The following is an 18,221-nucleotide window of genomic DNA, read 5'->3' on the forward strand; positions in this document are numbered from 1 at the left end:
GGGCATTGTCGGCATCGCCGTCGGCTTCGTCGGCGCCGTCATGGTCGCGGTGACGCGCGGCGAGGCCGGCCAGCCGGCCGATTTGTTCTGGGTGGCGATGGGGTTGCTCATCCCGGTCAGCCTTGCCGCCGGCAACATCTATCGCACGGTCGACTGGCCGGACGGCACCGGCCCGATCGAGCTTGCCGTCGGCAGCCATCTGGCGTCGGCGGCGATGCTGCTTGCCGGCATTCTCCTCCTGTTCGGCGGCGAAGCTTTCGTCCCACTCGGCGGCGTGCCGCTGGTCGTCGTCGCGCAGGTCGCGTCGGCATCGGCGATGTTCGCGTTCTTCTTCCGGCTGCAGGCGGTCGGCGGTCCGGTCTATCTCAGCCAGATCGGTTATGTGGCGGCGGCCGTCGGCCTGTTTGCCGGAACCCTCTTCCTTGGCGAGCACTATCAGTTGCTGACCTGGGCAGGCGCGCTCATCATCACCGCCGGCGTGTTCATCACCACCAGGGCACAAAGCCAGAAGGCGTGAGCGGTCGCAGGGGATCCGAACTGCCTTCGCGCCTGGAGCCGATCTCACCTGAATTTGTATCCAGATCTGCTTTATCTTCTTGTTTGAGCGTGGTCTTTTCCGAGGACCTTTCCCTTTTTGGAATCGTGCTCTGGAGCAAGCCATGACCGAACCGAAGACATCCGAGGAGACTGCCGTCGATGTAGCTGATTTTCGCGCCGCGATGCGGCTGATCGTCGGCAATGTCAGCGTCATCACCGCCGGCACCGGCGAGGATCGCTCCGGTCTGGTGGTCATTTCGGTCGTCTCGCTGTCGGCCGAGCCGCCCAAGGTGATCGCCTGTGTCAACCGGTCATCGTCGACCTGGCCGGTGATCGAACGCTACCGGCATTTCGGCGTCAACTCGCTTGGCCCCCAGCATCAGCGCGTGGCCGAGCGGTTCTCCGGCTTCGGCGGCATCAAGGGCAAGGACCGCTATGAGGGCGCCGAATGGGTGACGCTCAAGACCGGAGCTTTGCTGCTTTCGGATGCGGTGGCCGCATTCGACTGCAGCCTCGATGAAATGATCGATCGCGGAACGCATTCCATCGTCATCGGTTCGGTCGAGGCCGTGCGCACGTCCGATGCCGGCCAGGCGCTGATCTACTGGCGCGGCGGCTACCGGCCGCTGAATTCTGAATAAGGTCAGACCGAGCCTTTTTCCGCCAGGACCATGTAGTTGACGTCCATGTCCTTCGACCGCGCCCAGCGGTCGGCCAGCGGATTGTAGGTGACGCCGGTGCGGTCGATGATAGTCAGGCCGGCGCCGGCAAGCGCCTTTTCGAGCTCTTCCGGGCGCACCAGCTTGCCGAACTGGTGGGTGCCGCGCGGCAGCCAGCGCAGCACATATTCGGCGCCGATGATGGCTAAGCCCAGCGCCTTCAGCGTGCGGTTGATGGTGGCCACGAACATGATGCCGCCGGGCCGCACCATCTCGCCGCATTTGGCGACGAACAGGTCGATGTCGGCGACATGCTCGACCACTTCCATGTTGAGGATGACGTCGAATTTCTCGCCGGCGTCGGCAAGGTCCTCGGCCGTCGTGGCGCGATAGTCGACGCTGACATTGCCTTCGGCGGCGTGCAGCTTGGCCACTTCGATGTTGGTTTCGGAGGCATCCGCGCCCACAACCTCGGCGCCAAGCCGCGCCATCGGCTCGCACAAAAGTCCGCCGCCGCAACCGATATCGAGGATGCGCAGTCCCTCGAAAGGCCTTGCAGCGCGTGGGTCACGGCCGAAGCGCGTCGCTATCTGGTCGCGGATATAGGCCAGCCGGACCGGATTGAATTTGTGCAGGGGACGGAACTTGCCGTTCGGGTTCCACCATTCGGCGGCAAGGGCGGAAAAGCGTTCCACTTCTCCGGCATCGATCGTCGATCGTCGGGGCTCTGGCATAGTTGGTCTCCTCGACACTACAGCGCCGCGCGTCCTCTTGGACGCGCAAAGGACGCTGTAGCACTTTAGATTCTGCGCATGATCCTTTCCGAAATCGACTTCGATTTCGGGGTCATGCGCTAGGAAGTCGGGCGTGAAGCCGCGAATGTCAAGGCAACAATTTTCCTCTGCCGGCAGGGAGCCGGATTCTGTCAGGGCATGTCAGCTGGAGTGCGCCGCGGTGAAACACAATTGGCCTGGCGGGCGAAGGAACACATCATCGTTTTGAACTCGAAGGAGGTGACGATGACAGCAATGACGGCTTCGATCCTCTGGCATCGGCTGGACGTGGAGGGGCATGATGCCTGTCTGCTTGCGCAGACCGATGGCGGGCACAGCCTCAAGGGACAAGCCATCTTCATCCACGACGGCAAGCCGTGCTGCCTCGCCTACGGGGTGGATTGCGATGCCGGCTGGCACACACGGGCGGCGCTTGTCGAAGGCTTTCTCGGCACGCGCCAGCTGCACTATGCGATCGAACGCGATTTCAACGGCCAGTGGACGCTGAACGGCGAAGTCCAGCAGGGCGTCGACGGCCTTGTCGACGTTGATCTTGGCTTCACACCGGCATCGAACCTGGTGGCGATCCGCCGGTATGGCCTCGGGATCGGCGAAGCGTCGCCTGCCCCGGCCGCCTACCTGACTTTCCCTGAACTGAGGCTGGTGCGCCTCGATCAGACCTATCGGCGTCTCGACACGGTTCGCTATGCCTATGCCGCGCCGGTGTTCGGCTATGACGAAACCCTCAACGTCTCGCCGCACGGCTTCGTTGTCGACTATCCCGGCCTTTGGAGACGCGCGGCTGCGTCAGGCTGAAGCGATTGTGATCAGTCCGCCGCGACCTGCGTCGTGCCGAGTACGTCACGCAGTTTCGCCGCCAGTTGCTCGATGGTGAAGGGCTTGGCGAGGAAATGCACGTCGTGGTCGAGCACGCCGTTGTGGACCACGGCGTTCCTGGTGAAGCCGGTGGTGAAGATCACCTTCAGCAGCGGCATGCGGGCAACGGCCTCTTCCGCCAGCTTGCGGCCGTTCATGACGGGCATGACGATGTCGGTGAACAGCAGGGCGACCTTCGGGTTCTCCGCCAGTTTCTGCAACGCTTCCTCGCCACTCGCGGCATCAATGACGGTGTATCCGAGTTCGCGTATGGCCTCGACGGTGGAGACCCGCACGCGGGCATCATCCTCGACGACAAGGATCGTTTCGGCGACCGGTGCGGCGGGGTTGTCGCCGCGCCCGGTGGGCACGGCCGGCTCTTCGGCGCCGAAATACCGCGGCAAGTAGATCTTGATTGTCGTGCCTTCGCCGGGCTCGGAATAGATGTTGACGTGGCCGCCCGACTGTTTGACGAAGCCGAACACCTGGCTCAATCCAAGGCCGGTGCCCTTGTTGACCGGCTTGGTGGTGAAGAAGGGTTCGAAGGCCTTGGCCATGACATCGGGGGTCATGCCCGAACCGGTATCGCTGACGGCGATCATCACATACTGGCCGGCCGCGACTTCGGCATGGGCGGCGGCGTAGCTGTCGTCGAGATGGCTGTTGGCGGTCTCGATGGTCAGCTTGCCGTCATCGCCCATGGCGTCGCGGGCGTTGACGGCCAGGTTGAGAACGGCGTTCTCGATCTGGCTCGGGTCGGCATGGGTTTTCCACAAGCCTCCCGCCAGCACCGTTTCGATGCGGATGGTTTCGCCGAGTGCCCTACGGATCAGGTCGGACATCCCGGTCAGCAGGCGGTTGGCGTCGACGATCTGCGGCGCCAGCGGCTGCTGACGCGAGAAGGCGAGCAGCCGGGCCGTCAGATTGGCGGCACGGGTCGCGGCATCGATCGCCGCGTCGATGAATTGTGCGATATCGTGCTCGCCGCGCGCCAGCTTGCGCTGGGCTAGGTTCATGGCGCTGATGATCACCGCCAGCATGTTGTTGAAGTCGTGGGCGATGCCGCCTGTAAGCTGGCCGACCGCCTCCATCTTGTGCATCTGGCGGATCTGGGATTCTGCCTTTTCACGTGTCTCGATCTCACTGCCGAGCGCGACGTTCTTGCGCACCAACTCCTCCTGGGCGACCGCCACCTCAAGGAAGCGGCGGCGCGATTCCCTGATCGCGTAGCCGGCAAGCAGGAAGATCGCCAGCAGTGCCGCCACCGAACCGATGCGTAGCCAGGTCTCGACCTGGTCGGTATGCGCGTCGCGCGCGGCGACGGCTGCGGCGCTGATGCGTCGGACCGTATCCATGCTGGTTCGGATTTCGTCCATGACTGCCTTGCCCTGGCCGCTGCGAATCAGATCCAGCGCTTTCGTCGCATTGCCCTGGTCGTACAGGGCAATCGTCTCGGCCAGTTCAGCCTGCTTTTGCGAAAGCGCGTCCTTGATGTGGTTGATCGGCTGGACGAACTGGTCGTCGGGGGCGGTCAAGCTGTCGATACGGGCAAGTTGCCCCGGAATGGCGCCGACAGCGCTCCGATAGGGTTCGAGATAGGATTTCTCGCCGGTCAGCAGGTAGCCACGCTGGCCGTTCTCGGCTTCCTGTGCCAGAGAAAGCAGACCCGAAAGCAATTGCTGATATTCGATTGCCTCGCGCGCGGCGGCGCGGTTGGCCCGCTGTTCCTCGACCAGCATGGCACGGCTGCCGACAATAAGCGCCAGCACCGCAAAGCCTGCGACAAGCGGGAGCGATTGCCATCGCATGGCACGTCGAAACCGAGCAATCATCATCTGCTATGCCGAACCAAAAGAATTCCCCGCAGGCAGCATTTCGTAGGCGGCGCCGGGGCGGAAGGCAATATGCCGGCTTCTGGAGCCGGCAATTGGCCGCCAGCCTTGCGAAACCTTCGTCATTTGGCTAAGGAGGCCGCGCATTCAGCGGCCGGCGTCAGCCGGCCTTCCGCTTTTCGGGATTCCGGCTTTTGGCTGGGATCCGGCTTCAGTCAAAGGCATTTCGCTCCCATGGCGCGCATCGTGATGAAATTCGGCGGAACCTCCGTCGCCGACATCGCCCGCATCCGCAACGTGGCGCGTCACGTCAAACGCGAGGTCGACGCCGGCCATGAGGTGGCGGTGGTCGTTTCGGCGATGGCCGGGAAGACCAACGAACTGGTCGGCTGGACGCGTGAGGCCTCGCCGATGCATGACGCACGCGAATATGATGCGGTCGTCGCTTCCGGCGAGCAGGTCACGGCCGGCCTGCTGGCCATCACTTTGCAGAACATGGGCGTGCACGCCCGCTCCTGGCAGGGCTGGCAGATCCCGATCAAGACCGATAATGCGCATGGGGCGGCGCGCATCCTCGACATTGACGGTGCGTTCCTGATCAAGCGCTTCGGCGAGGGCCAGGTGGCGGTGATTGCCGGGTTCCAGGGCATCGGCCCGGACAATCGTATTGCCACGCTCGGCCGCGGCGGCTCCGACACCAGTGCTGTCGCCATCGCCGCGGCGGTCAAAGCCGATCGCTGTGACATCTACACCGATGTCGACGGGGTCTACACCACCGATCCACGCATCGAGCCCAAGGCGCGGCGGCTGGCCAAGATCTCGTTCGAGGAAATGCTTGAAATGGCCTCGCTCGGCGCCAAGGTTCTGCAGGTGCGTTCGGTCGAGCTTGCCATGGTGCACAGGGTGCGTACCTTCGTGCGGTCGTCCTTCGACGATCCCGATGCGCCCGGAATGGGGGATTTGCTCAATCCGCCCGGAACGCTCATTTGCGACGAGGAAGAGATCGTGGAACAGCAGGTCGTCACCGGAATTGCCTACGCCAAGGACGAAGCGCAGATTTCACTGCGCCGGGTCGGCGACCGGCCGGGCGTTGCCGCCGGCATCTTCGGGCCGCTGGCCGAGGCCAACATCAATGTCGACATGATCGTCCAGAACATTTCCGAGGACGGCAAGTTCACCGACATGACCTTTACCGTGCCGTCGGGCGATGTCGACAAGGCGCTGGCCGTGCTTGAACGCCTCAAGGCCTCGATCGGCTACGATGTCGTGCAGTCGGAAGCCGGCATGTCGAAGGTTTCGGTCATCGGCATCGGCATGAGGAGCCATGCCGGCGTCGCCGCCACCGCTTTCAAGGCGCTGGCCGACAAATCGATCAACATCCGCGCCATCACGACCTCGGAGATCAAGATTTCGATCCTGATCGACGGCCCGTATACGGAACTTGCGGTTCGTACTTTGCATTCCGTCTACGGTCTGGATAAGCAGTAGCGAGAACGATTTGAGTTGTTGCGTGTGCGCCGGTCGCGGTGGAAACTGCGGCGGGCAGAATGCCCATTGGAGAACAAGCCGCGATGCGTGATCAGGCCAGTGGCCCGCGCGTTTTGCTCAAACGGCTCCGCGAGCTCATGCAGGAGCCGCTGGAGCCGCAGGAGCGGCTTGACCGGATTGTGCGCGACATCGCCTCAAACATGGTCGCGGAAGTCTGCTCGCTCTATGTGCTGCGTGCCGATTCGGTGCTCGAACTCTACGCCACCGAAGGCCTGAACCCGAACGCCGTCCATTTGGCGCAGTTGCGGCTGGGCCAAGGCCTGGTCGGCACCATCGCCGCCAGCGCGCGGCCGCTCAACCTGTCCAATGCGCAGGAACACCCTGCCTTCGCCTACCTGCCGGAGACCGGGGAAGAGATCTACAACTCGTTCCTGGGCGTGCCGGTGCTGCGGGCAGGGCGCACGCTGGGCGTGCTGGTGGTGCAGAACAAGACCATGCGCCACTACCGCGACGACGAGGTCGAGGCGCTGGAAACCACGGCGATGGTGATCGCCGAGATGATCGCCACCGGCGATCTGGCGCGGCTGACCCGGCCCGGCCTCGAACTCGATCTGCGCCGTCCTGTCAGCTTCACCGGCCTGTCCTTCAATGAAGGCGTCGGGCTTGGCCATGTCGTGCTGCACGAGCCGCGCATCGTCGTCACCAATCTGTTCAACGAGGACAGCGAGGAAGAGGTTCGCCGGTTGGAGACCTCACTCAGCTCGCTCAGGCTGTCCATCGACGACATGCTGGAACGCCGCGACGTCGCCTTCGAGGGCGAGCATCGCCAGGTGCTGGAAGCCTATCGCATGTTCGCCAACGATCGCGGCTGGGTGCGACGGCTGGAAGAGGCGATCCGCAACGGCCTGACGGCCGAAGCGGCGGTGGAAAAGGTGCAGAGCGACATGCGCGCCCGCATGCTGCACATGACCGATCCCTATCTGCGCGAGCGGATGAGCGATTTCGACGACCTCGCCAACCGCCTGCTGCGCCAGCTGATGGGGCGCGGGCCGGAAGATGTCGCGGCATCGCTGCCTAAGGACGCCATCATCGTCGCCCGTTCGATGGGGGCTGCCGAACTGCTCGATTATCCCCGCGACAAGATGCGCGGGCTGGTGCTCGAGGACGGTGCAGCGACCAGCCACGTCGTCATCGTCGCGCGTGCCATGGGCATCCCCGTCGCCGGCCAGATGAAGGGCGCTGTTTCCATGGCGGAAAACGGCGATGCCATCATCGTCGACGGCGAGGAGGGCGTGATCCATTTGCGGCCGCAGCCAGATCTCGAGGCCGCTTATGCCGAAAAAGTGCGTTTCAGGGCGCGCCGGCAAGAGGTCTACCGCGAACTGCGCAAGAAGCCGTCGACGACCAGGGATGGTGTCCAGGTCGATTTGCTGATGAATGCCGGTCTCGCCGTCGACCTGCCGCAGCTTGCCGAAGCGGGTGCGGCCGGCATCGGTCTGTTCCGCACCGAATTGCAATTCATGGTCGCTTCCACCTTTCCCCGGGCCGAGGCCCAGGAAAAGCTCTACCGCGACGTGCTCGAAGCGGCGCGCGGCAAGCCCGTCACCTTCCGCACCATCGACATTGGCGGCGACAAGGTGCTGCCCTATTTCAAGGGCGCGATCCAGGAAGAGAACCCGGCGCTTGGCTGGCGGGCGATCCGCCTGACGCTCGACCGGCCGGGCCTGCTGCGCACCCAGATCCGCGCTTTGCTCAAGGCCAGCGGCGGCCGCGAATTGAAGCTGATGCTGCCGATGGTGACCGAACTCGGCGAGATTACCCAGGCACGCGAGATCATCGACCGCGAGGTGCGGCATTTGTCGCGCTTTGCCCATCATTTGCCGACCAGCCTGAAGCTGGGGGCGATGCTTGAAGTGCCGTCGCTGCTGTTCCAGCTCGATGAATTGATGAAAGCGGTCGATTTCGTCTCGGTCGGTTCGAACGACCTGTTCCAGTTCGTTATGGCCGTCGACCGCGGCAACACGCAACTGGCCAACCGCTTCGACACGCTGTCGGCACCCTTCTTGCGCGTCCTCAAGCAGATCGCCGATGCCGGCGTCCGCAATCACACGCCGGTGACGCTGTGCGGCGAACTCGCCGGCAAGCCGATCTCGGCGATGGCGTTGATCGGACTCGGTTTCCGCTCGATCTCGATGTCGCCGGCCTCGATCGGGCCGGTCAAGGCGATGCTGACGGAACTGCCGCTGGACGAATTGAAGGCGTTTTTCGACGACAATCTGATGGCTCCGGCACAGGGCCTGCCGATGCGGGCGCTGCTGCAGGCCTTTGCCGACGACCGTTCGATCCCGTTATAGCAGCCTCATCATGGTCAATTTGCCCCGCGATCGTATGGATCAAGTCGTCAAGCGTTTCGAGATGCTCGAAGCGCAGATGTCGGCCGGCCCGGCGCCGGACGCCTATGTGCGGATGGCGTCCGAATATGCCGAAATCCAGGACATGGTGGCCAAGGTCAGGGCGCTGCGCGCGGCCGAGCATGAACAGGCCGACCTCGAAGCCATGCTTGCCGACAGGGGCACCGACGCCGAGATGCGGGCGCTGGCCGAGGCCGAGCTGCCAGGGGTCGAGGACCGCATCGAGGCGCTGCAGAAGGACATTCAGATCCTGCTGTTGCCCAGGGATGCCGCCGACGACAAGAACGCCATTCTCGAAATCCGCGCCGGCACCGGCGGCGATGAGGCCGCGCTCTTCGCCGGCGACCTGTTTCGCATGTACGAACGCTACGCCGCCGAACGCGGCTGGCGTTTCGAGACCGCCTCGGCCAGCGATGGCGATGCCGGCGGCTACAAGGAAATCATCGCCACGGTGTCGGGCAAGGGCGTCTTTGCGCATCTGAAATTCGAATCCGGCGTGCACCGCGTGCAGCGCGTGCCGGCGACCGAGGCCAGCGGGCGCATCCACACGTCGGCGGCAACCGTCGCGGTGCTGCCCGAGGCCGAAGAGGTCGACATCGACATCAGGGCCGAAGACATCCGCATCGACACGATGCGCGCCTCGGGTTCGGGCGGCCAGCACGTCAACACCACCGATTCGGCCGTCCGCATCACCCATCTGCCGACCGGCATCATGGTCGTGCAGGCTGAGAAATCGCAGCACCAGAACCGCGCCAAGGCGATGCAGATCCTGCGCGCCCGCCTCTATGATCTCGAACGCGGCAAGGCTGACGAGGAGCGCTCCGAATCGCGCAAGTCACAGGTCGGCTCCGGTGACCGCTCGGAACGCATCCGCACCTATAATTTCCCGCAAGGGCGCGTCACCGACCATCGCATCAATTTGACGCTCTACAAGCTCGACCGGGTGATGATGGGCGAACTCGACGAGATCATCAACGCGCTGATCGCCGATCATCAGTCCAAGCTGCTCGCCGACATCGGCATCGATGACTGACCTGCCCAACGCGCTCGGGCCGCTGCTGCGGGAAGCGCGGGCTCGGCTCGGCAGCACCGTCGACGACCCGACGCTCGATGCGAGGCTGATCGTCGAGCATTTTTCGGGCACGACGCGCACGCAAGCCATTGCGGACCCCGAACGCAGGGTCGGCGCCGGCGCTGTTGCCGAAATCGATGCCGCCTTGAGACGCCGCGCCGGCGGCGAACCTGTGCATCGCATCCTCGGCTATCGTGAATTCTACGGTTTGCGCCTGGCGCTGTCGCCGGAAACGCTGGAACCGCGGCCGGATACCGAAACGCTGGTCGAGGCGATATTGCCCTTCGTCAAGGCGGTTGCGACGCAGGAAGGCGAGTGTTGCATCCTCGATCTTGGCACCGGCACCGGCGCCATTGCGCTGGCGCTGCTCAGCGTCGTGCCGACGGCTAATGCCACCGGCGTCGATCTGTCCGCGGGTGCGCTGGCGACGGCGGCCCGCAATGCCGGGCAACTGGGCCTTGCGGGCCGGTTCACGGCGCTGCAGTCGGACTGGTTCGAAAAAGTTTCCGGCCGGTACCATGTAATTGTCGCAAACCCTCCCTATATATCTTCCGAAGACATTGGAAATCTGCAGGACGAAGTCCGCAATTTCGACCCGCGCCTAGCCCTGGATGGCGGCGCGGACGGTCTGAACCCCTACAGAACCATCGCTGCGGAAGCGGCAAGGTTTTTGGAAATTGAAGGCAGAATTGCGGTCGAGATCGGCCATACGCAACGCAACGAGGTCTGCGAGATATTCACTGCAGCCGGCTATGCGCCGGGCAGTGTTTTCCGTGACCTCGGTGGAAACGACAGGGTTATTGTCTTTGAAAGGATAAAGCCTTGACGCAGTGCAAAAAAGCGCTTGGCAATGCCGGGGAATGCGGCTAGGGTCGCCTTAACCGGATGAGACGAAGCAGGCAGTGCTCTTAGCGATTCGGTTTTCCTTGGAAATAGCTGCCTTCTTGCGCAAACGATGCCCAAGCTTCGTGCGGGAATCGTCCGGCAAGTGATGTAACCGGAACAGGATGACACGTGGCGCCAACGCAATCGATGCGGGCGAACGCCGGTGAAGAGACGAAACGGCTGGCTGCATGAGCGCCTCCGTTCGTGAAGAGTTTTTCGAAAATTTCAAAATGAAGAGAGTTTGATGAGGCCACAACAGCAGAACAGGCGCATGCGCGGTCGCAACAACAATGGCGGCGGCGGTGGTAACAATAACAACAATAACAACAACAACCGCAAGGGGCCTAATCCCCTGACGCGCAACTACGAGAGCAATGGCCCGGACGTGAAGATCCGCGGTTCGGCTCAGCAGATCGCCGAAAAATACGCCACCCTTGCCCGTGATTCACACAGCTCCGGCGACCGGGTCATGGCGGAGAACTATCTCCAGCACGCCGAGCATTACAATCGCATCATTGCGGCCGCACAGGCGCAGATGCCAATCCAGAACACGCAGCAGAATCGCGATGATTTCGACGATGATGGCGATGAGGACCGCGACGATTTCGACAATAGCAGCAACAACAGCAACGCTGCTTCCGACGTCCAGATCCCGGTGGTCAACCATGGCGCCGGCCCGCAGCCGGTTATCGAAGGTACGCCGGCCGAGGTCGCGCTGAACCGGGAAGGTGGCCGCGAGGCCCGCGATAACAATGGCGGGCGCAACAATGGCGGCCGCGACAACAATGGCGGGCGCCATCGTGATCGCCGCCCCAATGGCGGCTATGGCCAGAACGGCCAGCGCGACTTTTCATCGTCCGCCGAGCAAGGTGGTCAGCCCCAGGGCAACGAGACCCCGATCCAGGGCGAAGCCGTTTCGCCGGCCGAATCTGTGACGCCGGCCGAACCGGCTCCGTCGTTCGAGAACCTTTCCCCGGCAGGTCTTGCCGCCCAGGCCGAACTCAACGAGGCGGCCGCCGAAAGCGGTGCTGCCCGTCGTCCGCGTCGTCCGCGCCGCCCGCGCGTCAACGCCGATCAGGTTGATGGCGGTAGTGACAATGCCAGTTCCGGGACCGACGCCGGCGAGGTGGCTGCGGCCCCGGCCGACAGCGGCAACGCCCAACCGGTCAATGTCGATATCGACAACTGACCCAACGGCATTTCAAGGCATTGAACGGCGGAGAGAAATCTCCGCCGTTTTCGTTTGGGCGGCCGTGCAATATTATGTGGTTGCCGATATCGGGACGTCTTGAGGGTTCAGGGCCTGTGCACCATATCAGCCTCAACTGGACCCGGCTCGAATGAGCGGGTCCGTCACCGCAATCGGATCCGGTGCCGCAAAGCGGGCCGGTGATGGAAGGAGACAGATATGAACCTTGAGAAATACTCAGAGCGCGTGCGCGGCTTTATCCAGTCCGCGCAGACCATGGCGCTTTCCCGCAACCACCAGCAATTCACCCCTGAACATATCCTGAAAGTGCTCGTCGACGACGACGAGGGCTTGGCCGCGTCGCTGATCGAACGCGCCGGCGGCAACGTCCGCGACGTCAAGCTTGGCGTCGAGACGGCGCTCGAAGCGATGCCCAAGGTCGAGGGCGGCAATGGCCAGCTCTATCTGGCCCAGCCGCTGGCGAAAGTGTTTTCGACCGCCGAGGAACTGGCCAAGAAAGCCGGTGACAGTTTTGTCACGGTCGAGCGGCTCTTGCAGGCGCTCGCCATGGAAAAGTCGGCCAAGACCGCCGACATATTGGCCAAGGCCGGCGTCACCGCGCAGGCGCTCAACCAGGTCATCAACGATGTCCGCAAGGGCCGCACCGCCGATTCGGCGAGTGCCGAACAGGGCTACGACGCGCTGAAGAAATACGCGCGCGACCTGACTGCGGATGCCCGTGCCGGCAAGCTGGACCCCGTGATCGGCCGTGACGACGAGATCCGCCGCACCATCCAGGTGCTGTCGCGCCGCACCAAGAACAATCCGGTGCTGATCGGCGAACCCGGCGTCGGCAAGACGGCGATCGCCGAAGGCCTGGCACTGCGCATCGTCAATGGCGACGTACCGGAATCGCTGAAGGACAAGCAGCTGATGGCGCTCGACATGGGCGCGCTGATTGCCGGCGCCAAATATCGCGGCGAGTTCGAGGAGCGGCTGAAGGCCGTGCTCTCCGAAGTCACCTCGGCCAGCGGCAACGTCATCCTGTTCATCGACGAGATGCACACGCTGGTCGGCGCCGGCAAGGCGGATGGCGCCATGGATGCGTCCAACCTGTTGAAGCCGGCGCTGGCGCGCGGCGAGCTGCACTGCGTCGGCGCCACCACGCTCGACGAGTATCGCAAGCATGTCGAGAAGGATGCAGCCCTTGCCCGGCGCTTCCAGCCGGTTTTCGTCGACGAGCCGACGGTGGAAGACACCGTTTCGATCCTGCGCGGCCTGAAGGAGAAATACGAGCAGCACCACAAGGTGCGCATTTCGGATTCAGCGCTGGTGGCGGCGGCGACGCTGTCCAACCGCTACATCGCCGATCGCTTCCTGCCGGACAAGGCGATCGACCTGGTCGACGAAGCCGCATCGCGGCTGCGCATGCAGGTCGATTCCAAGCCCGAGGCGCTGGACGAGATCGATCGCCGCATCATGCAGCTCAAGATCGAGCGCGAGGCGCTGAAGGTCGAGACGGACGATGCTTCGAAGGACCGGCTCGCCCGCCTGGAAAAGGAACTCGTCGGACTTGAGGAGGAATCGACCGAGATCACCGCCAAGTGGCAGGCCGAGAAGCAGAAGCTCGGGCTCGCCGCCGACCTGAAGAAGCAGCTCGACGAGGCGCGCAACGACCTTGCCATTGCCCAGCGCAAGGGTGAATTCCAGCGCGCCGGCGAGCTTGCCTATGGCAAGATTCCGGAACTGGAAAAGAAGCTGAAGGAGGCCGAGGCCCAGGACGGCAAAGCCGGCATGGTCGAAGAGGTGGTTACCCCCGACCACGTCGCCCATATCGTCTCGCGCTGGACCGGCATTCCGGTCGACAAGATGCTGCAGGGCGAGCGCGACAAGCTGCTGCGCATGGAAGACGAGATCGGCAAGCGCGTCGTTGGCCAGGGCGAGGCGGTGCAAGCTGTGTCGAAAGCGGTGCGGCGCGCCCGCGCGGGCCTGCAGGATCCGAACCGGCCGATCGGCTCGTTCATGTTCCTCGGACCGACGGGTGTCGGCAAGACCGAGCTGACCAAGGCGCTGGCGAGCTTTCTGTTCGACGACGAGAGCGCCATGGTGCGCATCGATATGTCGGAGTTCATGGAAAAGCACTCGGTCGCCCGGCTGATCGGCGCGCCTCCCGGCTATGTCGGCTATGAGGAAGGCGGCGCGCTGACCGAAGCGGTGCGGCGCCGGCCCTATCAGGTCGTGCTGTTCGACGAGATCGAGAAGGCGCATCCGGATGTGTTCAACGTGCTTTTGCAGGTGCTCGACGACGGCCGCCTGACCGACGGCCAGGGCCGCACGGTCGACTTCCGCAACACGCTGATCATCATGACGTCGAACCTCGGCGCCGAATATCTCGTCAACCTCACCGAGGACCAGGATGTCGATCTGGTGCGCGACGAGGTGATGAACGTCGTCAGGGCATCGTTCCGGCCGGAGTTCCTCAACCGCGTCGACGAGGTGATCCTGTTCCACCGGCTGCGCCGGCAGGATATGGGCCGCATCGTCGAGATCCAGCTCAAGCGGCTCGAGAGCCTGCTTGTCGACCGCAAGATCACGCTATCGCTGGACCAGGAGGCGGTGGATTGGCTGGCGGCCAAGGGCTACGACCCGGCCTATGGCGCGCGGCCGCTGAAGCGGGTGATGCAGAAGGAATTGCAGGACCCACTGGCGGAGAAGATCCTGCTCGGCGACATCCTCGACGGCTCGACCGTCAAGGTGACAGCCGGTTCCGACCGGCTGAATTTCCGCTCCAAACCGACGATCGTCGCGGCGGAAGCGGCAGCCTGATCCTGCGCCGCGCGTCCTTCCTGGACGCGCGGCGTTTTCATATAAAACGTGGGGTGGGGATGACACTGGACGACTACAACAGCTTCTGCGACTCGCTGCCTTCGACGACCCATGTCGTCCAGTGGGGTGGCGCCCATGTTTGGAAGGTGGGGGCCAAGGTCTTCGCGATCGGCGGCTGGGACGATGGCCAGCAGCTCTTCGTCACCTTCAAATGTTCCGATATCGCCTATGATGTGCTCAAGGAACAGCCGGGGCTACGGCCCGCACCCTATCTTGCCTCGCGCGGCATGACATGGATCCAGCGTCGGACAAGCCAGAGCATGGATGATGCCGCGCTGAAGGACTATCTGCGCGAGAGCCATCGCCTTGTCGCCCTGAAGCTTACCAGGCAGGCGCGCAAGGAATTGGGACTTGCCGAAAGCTAGCCTATATTCCTTGAGGCGCCGGAAAACCGCCATCTTCATGCCCGGTTCATGTTGGAACCATAGGATGGTGTAACTGGTTTGCTGGCGAAGGGGTTCGCCAGAAGACAATGCCGGCGGCGGCAAATTTACGGACCGGAGAATTTGGCCACCATGTTCCGCACGATCTTTGCCCTCTCGGCGCTAGCCGCCGGGCTTGTGTCTTCCGGGGCGTTCGCCGCGCCGACGACGGACAATGCGCCAAGGGTTGTCCGCGCTGCCGATACCGGGGGCATCCTTGTCGCCCAGGACGGTAATCTCGACATCTACTACGACGCCAGGGGCAACCGCGTGATCGTCGATGCCGATACCGGCAAGGTCATCGCCATCCAGCCGCCGCAGACCCGGCTCGACCGCCGCGCCTTGCGCCGCGAGACACGACTGCGCGAACTGGGCCGCGCCCCCGAAGGCGACGACCGCTACTATCTCGACGATCCGGAAGACATGGCGCGGTTCCGGCGCAAGCAGTTGGAAGAGGAAGGCCGCGTTATCCCGCCGCCGGCAGATGAGTACGATCCCTATGGGGACAATTCCGCCGAAGCCTACCCGCCGGCGCCGCAGGACGATGGCAATTACGACGACAATTATCCCGACGCGCCGCAGCCGGCTAAGCCGGGTACAATCAAGCGCCAGCCGCTGAACGAGGCCGCGATAGACCCTGCCCAGCCGACGACACCCGCCGATCAGGCGGCTCTGCCGCCAAAGGCCGGCGACAAGACCACCGTTGCCCCGGCACTTTCGCTGGGAGCGCGCCAGGATGTCGCCGCCCTTCAGGTGCTGCTCGACCGGGGTGGCGCTTCGCCTGGCGTCATCGACGGGCGTTTCGGTTCGAATGTCGACAAGGCGCTCGCCGCCTACAACCAGATCACCGGCGCCAATCTGCGATCGACCGACGCGGTCGCCATCCAGGCGGCACTTGCGCAATCCGGCGGCGATGCCTTCGCCAATTACACGATCACAGCGGAGGACGCGGCCGGTCCTTATGTCGCGTCGATCCCGGAAGACTACAGCCAGAAGGCGCAACTCGACCGCATGGGTTATACGTCGGTGACCGAGGCGCTCGCGGAGCGCTTTCACATGGACGAGAATTATCTCAAGGCGCTCAACCCGGAGGTCGATTTCAATCGTCCCGGCACGATCATCAAGGTCGCCAATTTCGGCAGGCTGGTTTCGACGCCGGTGGCGCGTATCGTCGCCGACAAGGACAAGAAAGAGGTTTTCGCCTATGACGCCGGCGGCAAACTGGTCGCGGCCTATCCCGCAACCATCGGCTCGTCGGATACGCCGTCACCGTCCGGCATACACACGGTGTCGCGCGTGGCGCTCGATCCGAACTACACCTACAATCCCAGCATCAATTTCAAGCAGGGTCAAAACGACAAGGTCCTGACCATTCCGCCGGGCCCGAACGGTCCCGTCGGTTCGGTCTGGATCGCCCTGGATAAGCCGACCTACGGCATCCACGGCACGCCCGATCCGTCGAAGATCGGCAAGACCGAGAGCCATGGCTGCGTACGCCTGACCAACTGGGATGCGCGGGAGCTGGCCAAATTGGTTTCGCCGGGCGTGACGGTGGAGTTTGTCGGCGGGCCCTCAGCCGATAACCTTGCGCAGCAGTGAACCGCGAAGCGCGGCGGCATAGACCAACTGCACGACCAGGATGAAGCCGACGCCGAGCAAGGGACTGACAAGCGAGAGTGCGGCGCCGACCGCCCACAGGATCTGTGCCTTGATGATGCGCAGATAGACCGTGCGTTTGGTTTCCGCATCGACATCCTCTGCTACGAAGCCGCTTTTCTCCGCATAACGCCAGCTCGCGAACAGCGTGACGCCGAGCGCCAGCAGATTGAGCCAGTAGACCAGCACCGCGGTTCTGAACTCGAGGAAGTCGGCCAGAAGATCGGTCGAGAAGGGCAGCAAGGCGATGAAGGCGAGAAAGCAAAGGTTCAGCGTGGCAAGCCGTCGATCGGATTTGGCGATCAGACCATGCTGCGCCTGCTGGCCAAACCAGAAGATGGTCAGCGTCAGGAAGCTCAAGGCGTAGGTCAGGAAACGCGGCGCCAGGGCGGCGATCGCGGCGAGCAGCTCGCGTTCGGAATGGATCGCCTCGTGCGCCGGCACCCTGATTTCGAGAACGATCAGGGTGAGCGCGATGGCGAATACGCCATCGGTGATCCCGACGATACGGCCGCGTCCCTCAGCCGATGCTTCAAGTGGCCGCTTCATCGATGTTTCCCCATCGGCACCTTCCGGAAACCTAGCATGGTTGCCGCCATTTGCATCTGACAGGGTGCGACCCTGGCCAAACGGCTGGTTTCAGCGACAGCAAGCCACTGGCTGGTTGTTGCCGGTGCGCCAGGGGTTTAAGCAAGGTTTCATGCATTCACCAAGTGAAGCCGCCGCCGTCCCGCTGACCAATCCGGTCACGAATGGAACGTTTTGTCCGCAGTCGCGGCGACGATTTGTGCTGATCGCGGCAATTCTGGCCTCGGCGCTTGGCTTCATAGACGGCTCCATCCTGGCCATCGCTACACCAGCGATCCGCGTCAATCTCGGCGCAAGCCTTGCCGAGGCGCAGTGGATTTCCAATGCCTATGCGTTGACGCTCTCGGCGCTGATCCTGGCCGGGGGCGCTGCCGGTGACCGATTCGGTCTGCGCCGCGCCTTCGTGGCCGGCATCGCGCTGTTCATCCTCGCTTCGCTTGCCTGTGCGCTGGCGCCGAATGCAATTGTGCTGATCGCATTTCGCGCGTTGCAGGGCATCGGTGCGGCAATCATGGTGCCTGGCAGCCTCGCCATCATCGCCAAGGCCTACCCGAAGAAAGAACGCGGCCGTGCTATCGGCATCTGGGCGGCGGCTTCGGCGCTGACCACGGCACTTGGCCCGGTGTTCGGCGGCTTCGTGCTGTCGGCCTTCGGTGACGGCATCTGGCGGGCGATCTTCGCCATCAACCTGCCGCTGGGCTTGATTTCGATCTGGCTTCTGCTGGCCAAGGTTCCGGCCGATGTGCCGACGGAGAAACGCAGCCTGGATCTCGGCGGTGCAGCGCTCGCGACATTGGCTTTCGGGGCGCTTGCCTATGGGCTGACCTCGATGAGCGCCAGCGGCGAGGGCCTCATGGCAGGGCCGAGCATTGCCGCCGGCGTCGTATTGCTGGCTGTCTTCATCGTCTTCGAGCTTCGGCAGCGCGAGCCGATGATCGACCTCAGCC

General features: G+C 63.5%; 15 protein-coding genes. 12 read left to right on the plus strand and 3 right to left on the minus strand.

All coding sequences use genetic code 11. The features are described 5' to 3' along the window. Together EN949_RS21185 and EN949_RS21190 are read left to right on the plus strand one after the other, a co-directional pair. Window positions 1-517 (plus strand): DMT family transporter (locus EN949_RS21185; protein ID WP_164782525.1); only part of this gene is annotated, 517 nt, incomplete at its 5' end. Between the two features lie 142 nt (window positions 518-659). After that, on the plus strand, window positions 660-1,178 hold the full coding sequence (locus EN949_RS21190) for a flavin reductase family protein (protein ID WP_063173138.1): 519 nt from the start codon (window positions 660-662) through the stop codon (window positions 1,176-1,178). 2 nt (window positions 1,179-1,180) lie between these two features. Here EN949_RS21190 and ubiG read toward each other — a convergent pair whose 3' ends face one another. Further along, a complete protein-coding gene (gene ubiG / locus EN949_RS21195) occupies window positions 1,181-1,930 on the minus strand; it encodes a bifunctional 2-polyprenyl-6-hydroxyphenol methylase/3-demethylubiquinol 3-O-methyltransferase UbiG (RefSeq protein ID WP_013529456.1) in 750 nt (249 codons plus the stop codon). Window positions 1,931-2,215: 285 nt separating this feature from the next. Between ubiG and EN949_RS21200 the strand changes: the two genes are divergently transcribed. Then, on the plus strand, window positions 2,216-2,785 hold the full coding sequence (locus tag EN949_RS21200; RefSeq protein ID WP_127366421.1) for a putative glycolipid-binding domain-containing protein: 570 nt from the start codon (window positions 2,216-2,218) through the stop codon (window positions 2,783-2,785). A gap of 11 nt (window positions 2,786-2,796) precedes the next feature. On the opposite strand, the gene EN949_RS21205 is transcribed toward EN949_RS21200, so the two are convergent. After that, the gene (locus tag EN949_RS21205; RefSeq protein WP_127371321.1) at window positions 2,797-4,653 is read right to left on the minus strand and encodes a CHASE3 domain-containing protein; all 1,857 of its coding nucleotides are present in this window, start codon (window positions 4,651-4,653) and stop codon (window positions 2,797-2,799) included. A 258-nt stretch (window positions 4,654-4,911) separates the two neighbouring features. Here EN949_RS21205 and EN949_RS21210 point away from each other — a divergent pair, with 258 nt between their 5' ends. From EN949_RS21210 to EN949_RS21245, 8 genes are all read left to right on the plus strand, one after another. Then, entirely contained in the window at window positions 4,912-6,165 is a 1,254-nt protein-coding gene (locus EN949_RS21210) for an aspartate kinase (protein WP_013529459.1), read from the plus strand. 83 nt (window positions 6,166-6,248) lie between these two features. Then, window positions 6,249-8,519 (plus strand): phosphoenolpyruvate--protein phosphotransferase, encoded by a 2,271-nt coding sequence (ptsP, locus tag EN949_RS21215; protein WP_063169068.1) that lies wholly within the window; start codon window positions 6,249-6,251, stop codon window positions 8,517-8,519. A 10-nt stretch (window positions 8,520-8,529) separates the two neighbouring features. After that, window positions 8,530-9,609, plus strand: a complete 1,080-nt coding sequence (gene prfA / locus EN949_RS21220; protein WP_013529461.1) for a peptide chain release factor 1 — start codon at window positions 8,530-8,532, stop codon at window positions 9,607-9,609. Then, complete coding sequence (gene prmC, locus EN949_RS21225) at window positions 9,602-10,474, plus strand: peptide chain release factor N(5)-glutamine methyltransferase (RefSeq protein ID WP_127371764.1); 873 nt, start codon at window positions 9,602-9,604, stop codon at window positions 10,472-10,474. Before prfA ends, prmC begins: the two co-directional genes overlap by 8 nt. 303 nt (window positions 10,475-10,777) lie before the next feature. Then, on the plus strand, window positions 10,778-11,722 hold the full coding sequence (locus EN949_RS21230; protein ID WP_127365498.1) for a DUF4167 domain-containing protein: 945 nt from the start codon (window positions 10,778-10,780) through the stop codon (window positions 11,720-11,722). Between the two features lie 219 nt (window positions 11,723-11,941). Beyond that, complete coding sequence (clpB, locus tag EN949_RS21235) at window positions 11,942-14,548, plus strand: ATP-dependent chaperone ClpB (RefSeq protein WP_127371271.1); 2,607 nt, start codon at window positions 11,942-11,944, stop codon at window positions 14,546-14,548. A 59-nt stretch (window positions 14,549-14,607) separates the two neighbouring features. Continuing rightward, complete coding sequence (locus tag EN949_RS21240) at window positions 14,608-14,973, plus strand: MmcQ/YjbR family DNA-binding protein (RefSeq protein ID WP_013529465.1); 366 nt, start codon at window positions 14,608-14,610, stop codon at window positions 14,971-14,973. 150 nt (window positions 14,974-15,123) lie between these two features. Beyond that, window positions 15,124-16,629, plus strand: coding sequence for a L,D-transpeptidase family protein (locus EN949_RS21245; protein ID WP_013529466.1), 1,506 nt, complete (start codon window positions 15,124-15,126; stop codon window positions 16,627-16,629). Here the strand turns inward: EN949_RS21245 and EN949_RS21250 are convergent. Then, a complete protein-coding gene (locus EN949_RS21250; protein WP_063169065.1) occupies window positions 16,603-17,235 on the minus strand; it encodes a TMEM175 family protein in 633 nt (210 codons plus the stop codon). The two genes, EN949_RS21245 and EN949_RS21250, sit on opposite strands and share 27 nt — an antisense overlap. Window positions 17,236-17,386: 151 nt before the next feature. Here EN949_RS21250 and EN949_RS21255 point away from each other — a divergent pair. Continuing rightward, window positions 17,387-18,221, plus strand: an 835-nt coding sequence (locus tag EN949_RS21255; protein ID WP_127371765.1) for an MFS transporter, incomplete at its 3' end; no start/stop codon positions are given.

The organism is Mesorhizobium sp. M7A.F.Ca.US.007.01.2.1, assembly GCF_003998165.1.
In the GTDB taxonomy this organism is placed as follows: Bacteria; Pseudomonadota; Alphaproteobacteria; order Rhizobiales; family Rhizobiaceae; genus Mesorhizobium; species Mesorhizobium ciceri.

Coding starts and splice junctions, on each gene's coding strand:
- EN949_RS21190 (WP_063173138.1), top strand. CDS start 660: ATGACCGAACCGAAGACATCCGAGGAGACTGCCGTCGATGTAGCTGAT.
- EN949_RS21210 (WP_013529459.1), top strand. CDS start 4,912: ATGGCGCGCATCGTGATGAAATTCGGCGGAACCTCCGTCGCCGACATC.
- EN949_RS21230 (WP_127365498.1), top strand. CDS start 10,778: ATGAGGCCACAACAGCAGAACAGGCGCATGCGCGGTCGCAACAACAAT.
- ptsP (WP_063169068.1), top strand. CDS start 6,249: ATGCGTGATCAGGCCAGTGGCCCGCGCGTTTTGCTCAAACGGCTCCGC.
- EN949_RS21205 (WP_127371321.1), bottom strand. CDS start 4,653: ATGCGATGGCAATCGCTCCCGCTTGTCGCAGGCTTTGCGGTGCTGGCG.
- EN949_RS21200 (WP_127366421.1), top strand. CDS start 2,216: ATGACAGCAATGACGGCTTCGATCCTCTGGCATCGGCTGGACGTGGAG.
- EN949_RS21240 (WP_013529465.1), top strand. CDS start 14,608: ATGACACTGGACGACTACAACAGCTTCTGCGACTCGCTGCCTTCGACG.
- prfA (WP_013529461.1), top strand. CDS start 8,530: ATGGTCAATTTGCCCCGCGATCGTATGGATCAAGTCGTCAAGCGTTTC.
- prmC (WP_127371764.1), top strand. CDS start 9,602: ATGACTGACCTGCCCAACGCGCTCGGGCCGCTGCTGCGGGAAGCGCGG.
- ubiG (WP_013529456.1), bottom strand. CDS start 1,930: ATGCCAGAGCCCCGACGATCGACGATCGATGCCGGAGAAGTGGAACGC.
- clpB (WP_127371271.1), top strand. CDS start 11,942: ATGAACCTTGAGAAATACTCAGAGCGCGTGCGCGGCTTTATCCAGTCC.
- EN949_RS21245 (WP_013529466.1), top strand. CDS start 15,124: ATGTTCCGCACGATCTTTGCCCTCTCGGCGCTAGCCGCCGGGCTTGTG.
- EN949_RS21250 (WP_063169065.1), bottom strand. CDS start 17,235: ATGAAGCGGCCACTTGAAGCATCGGCTGAGGGACGCGGCCGTATCGTC.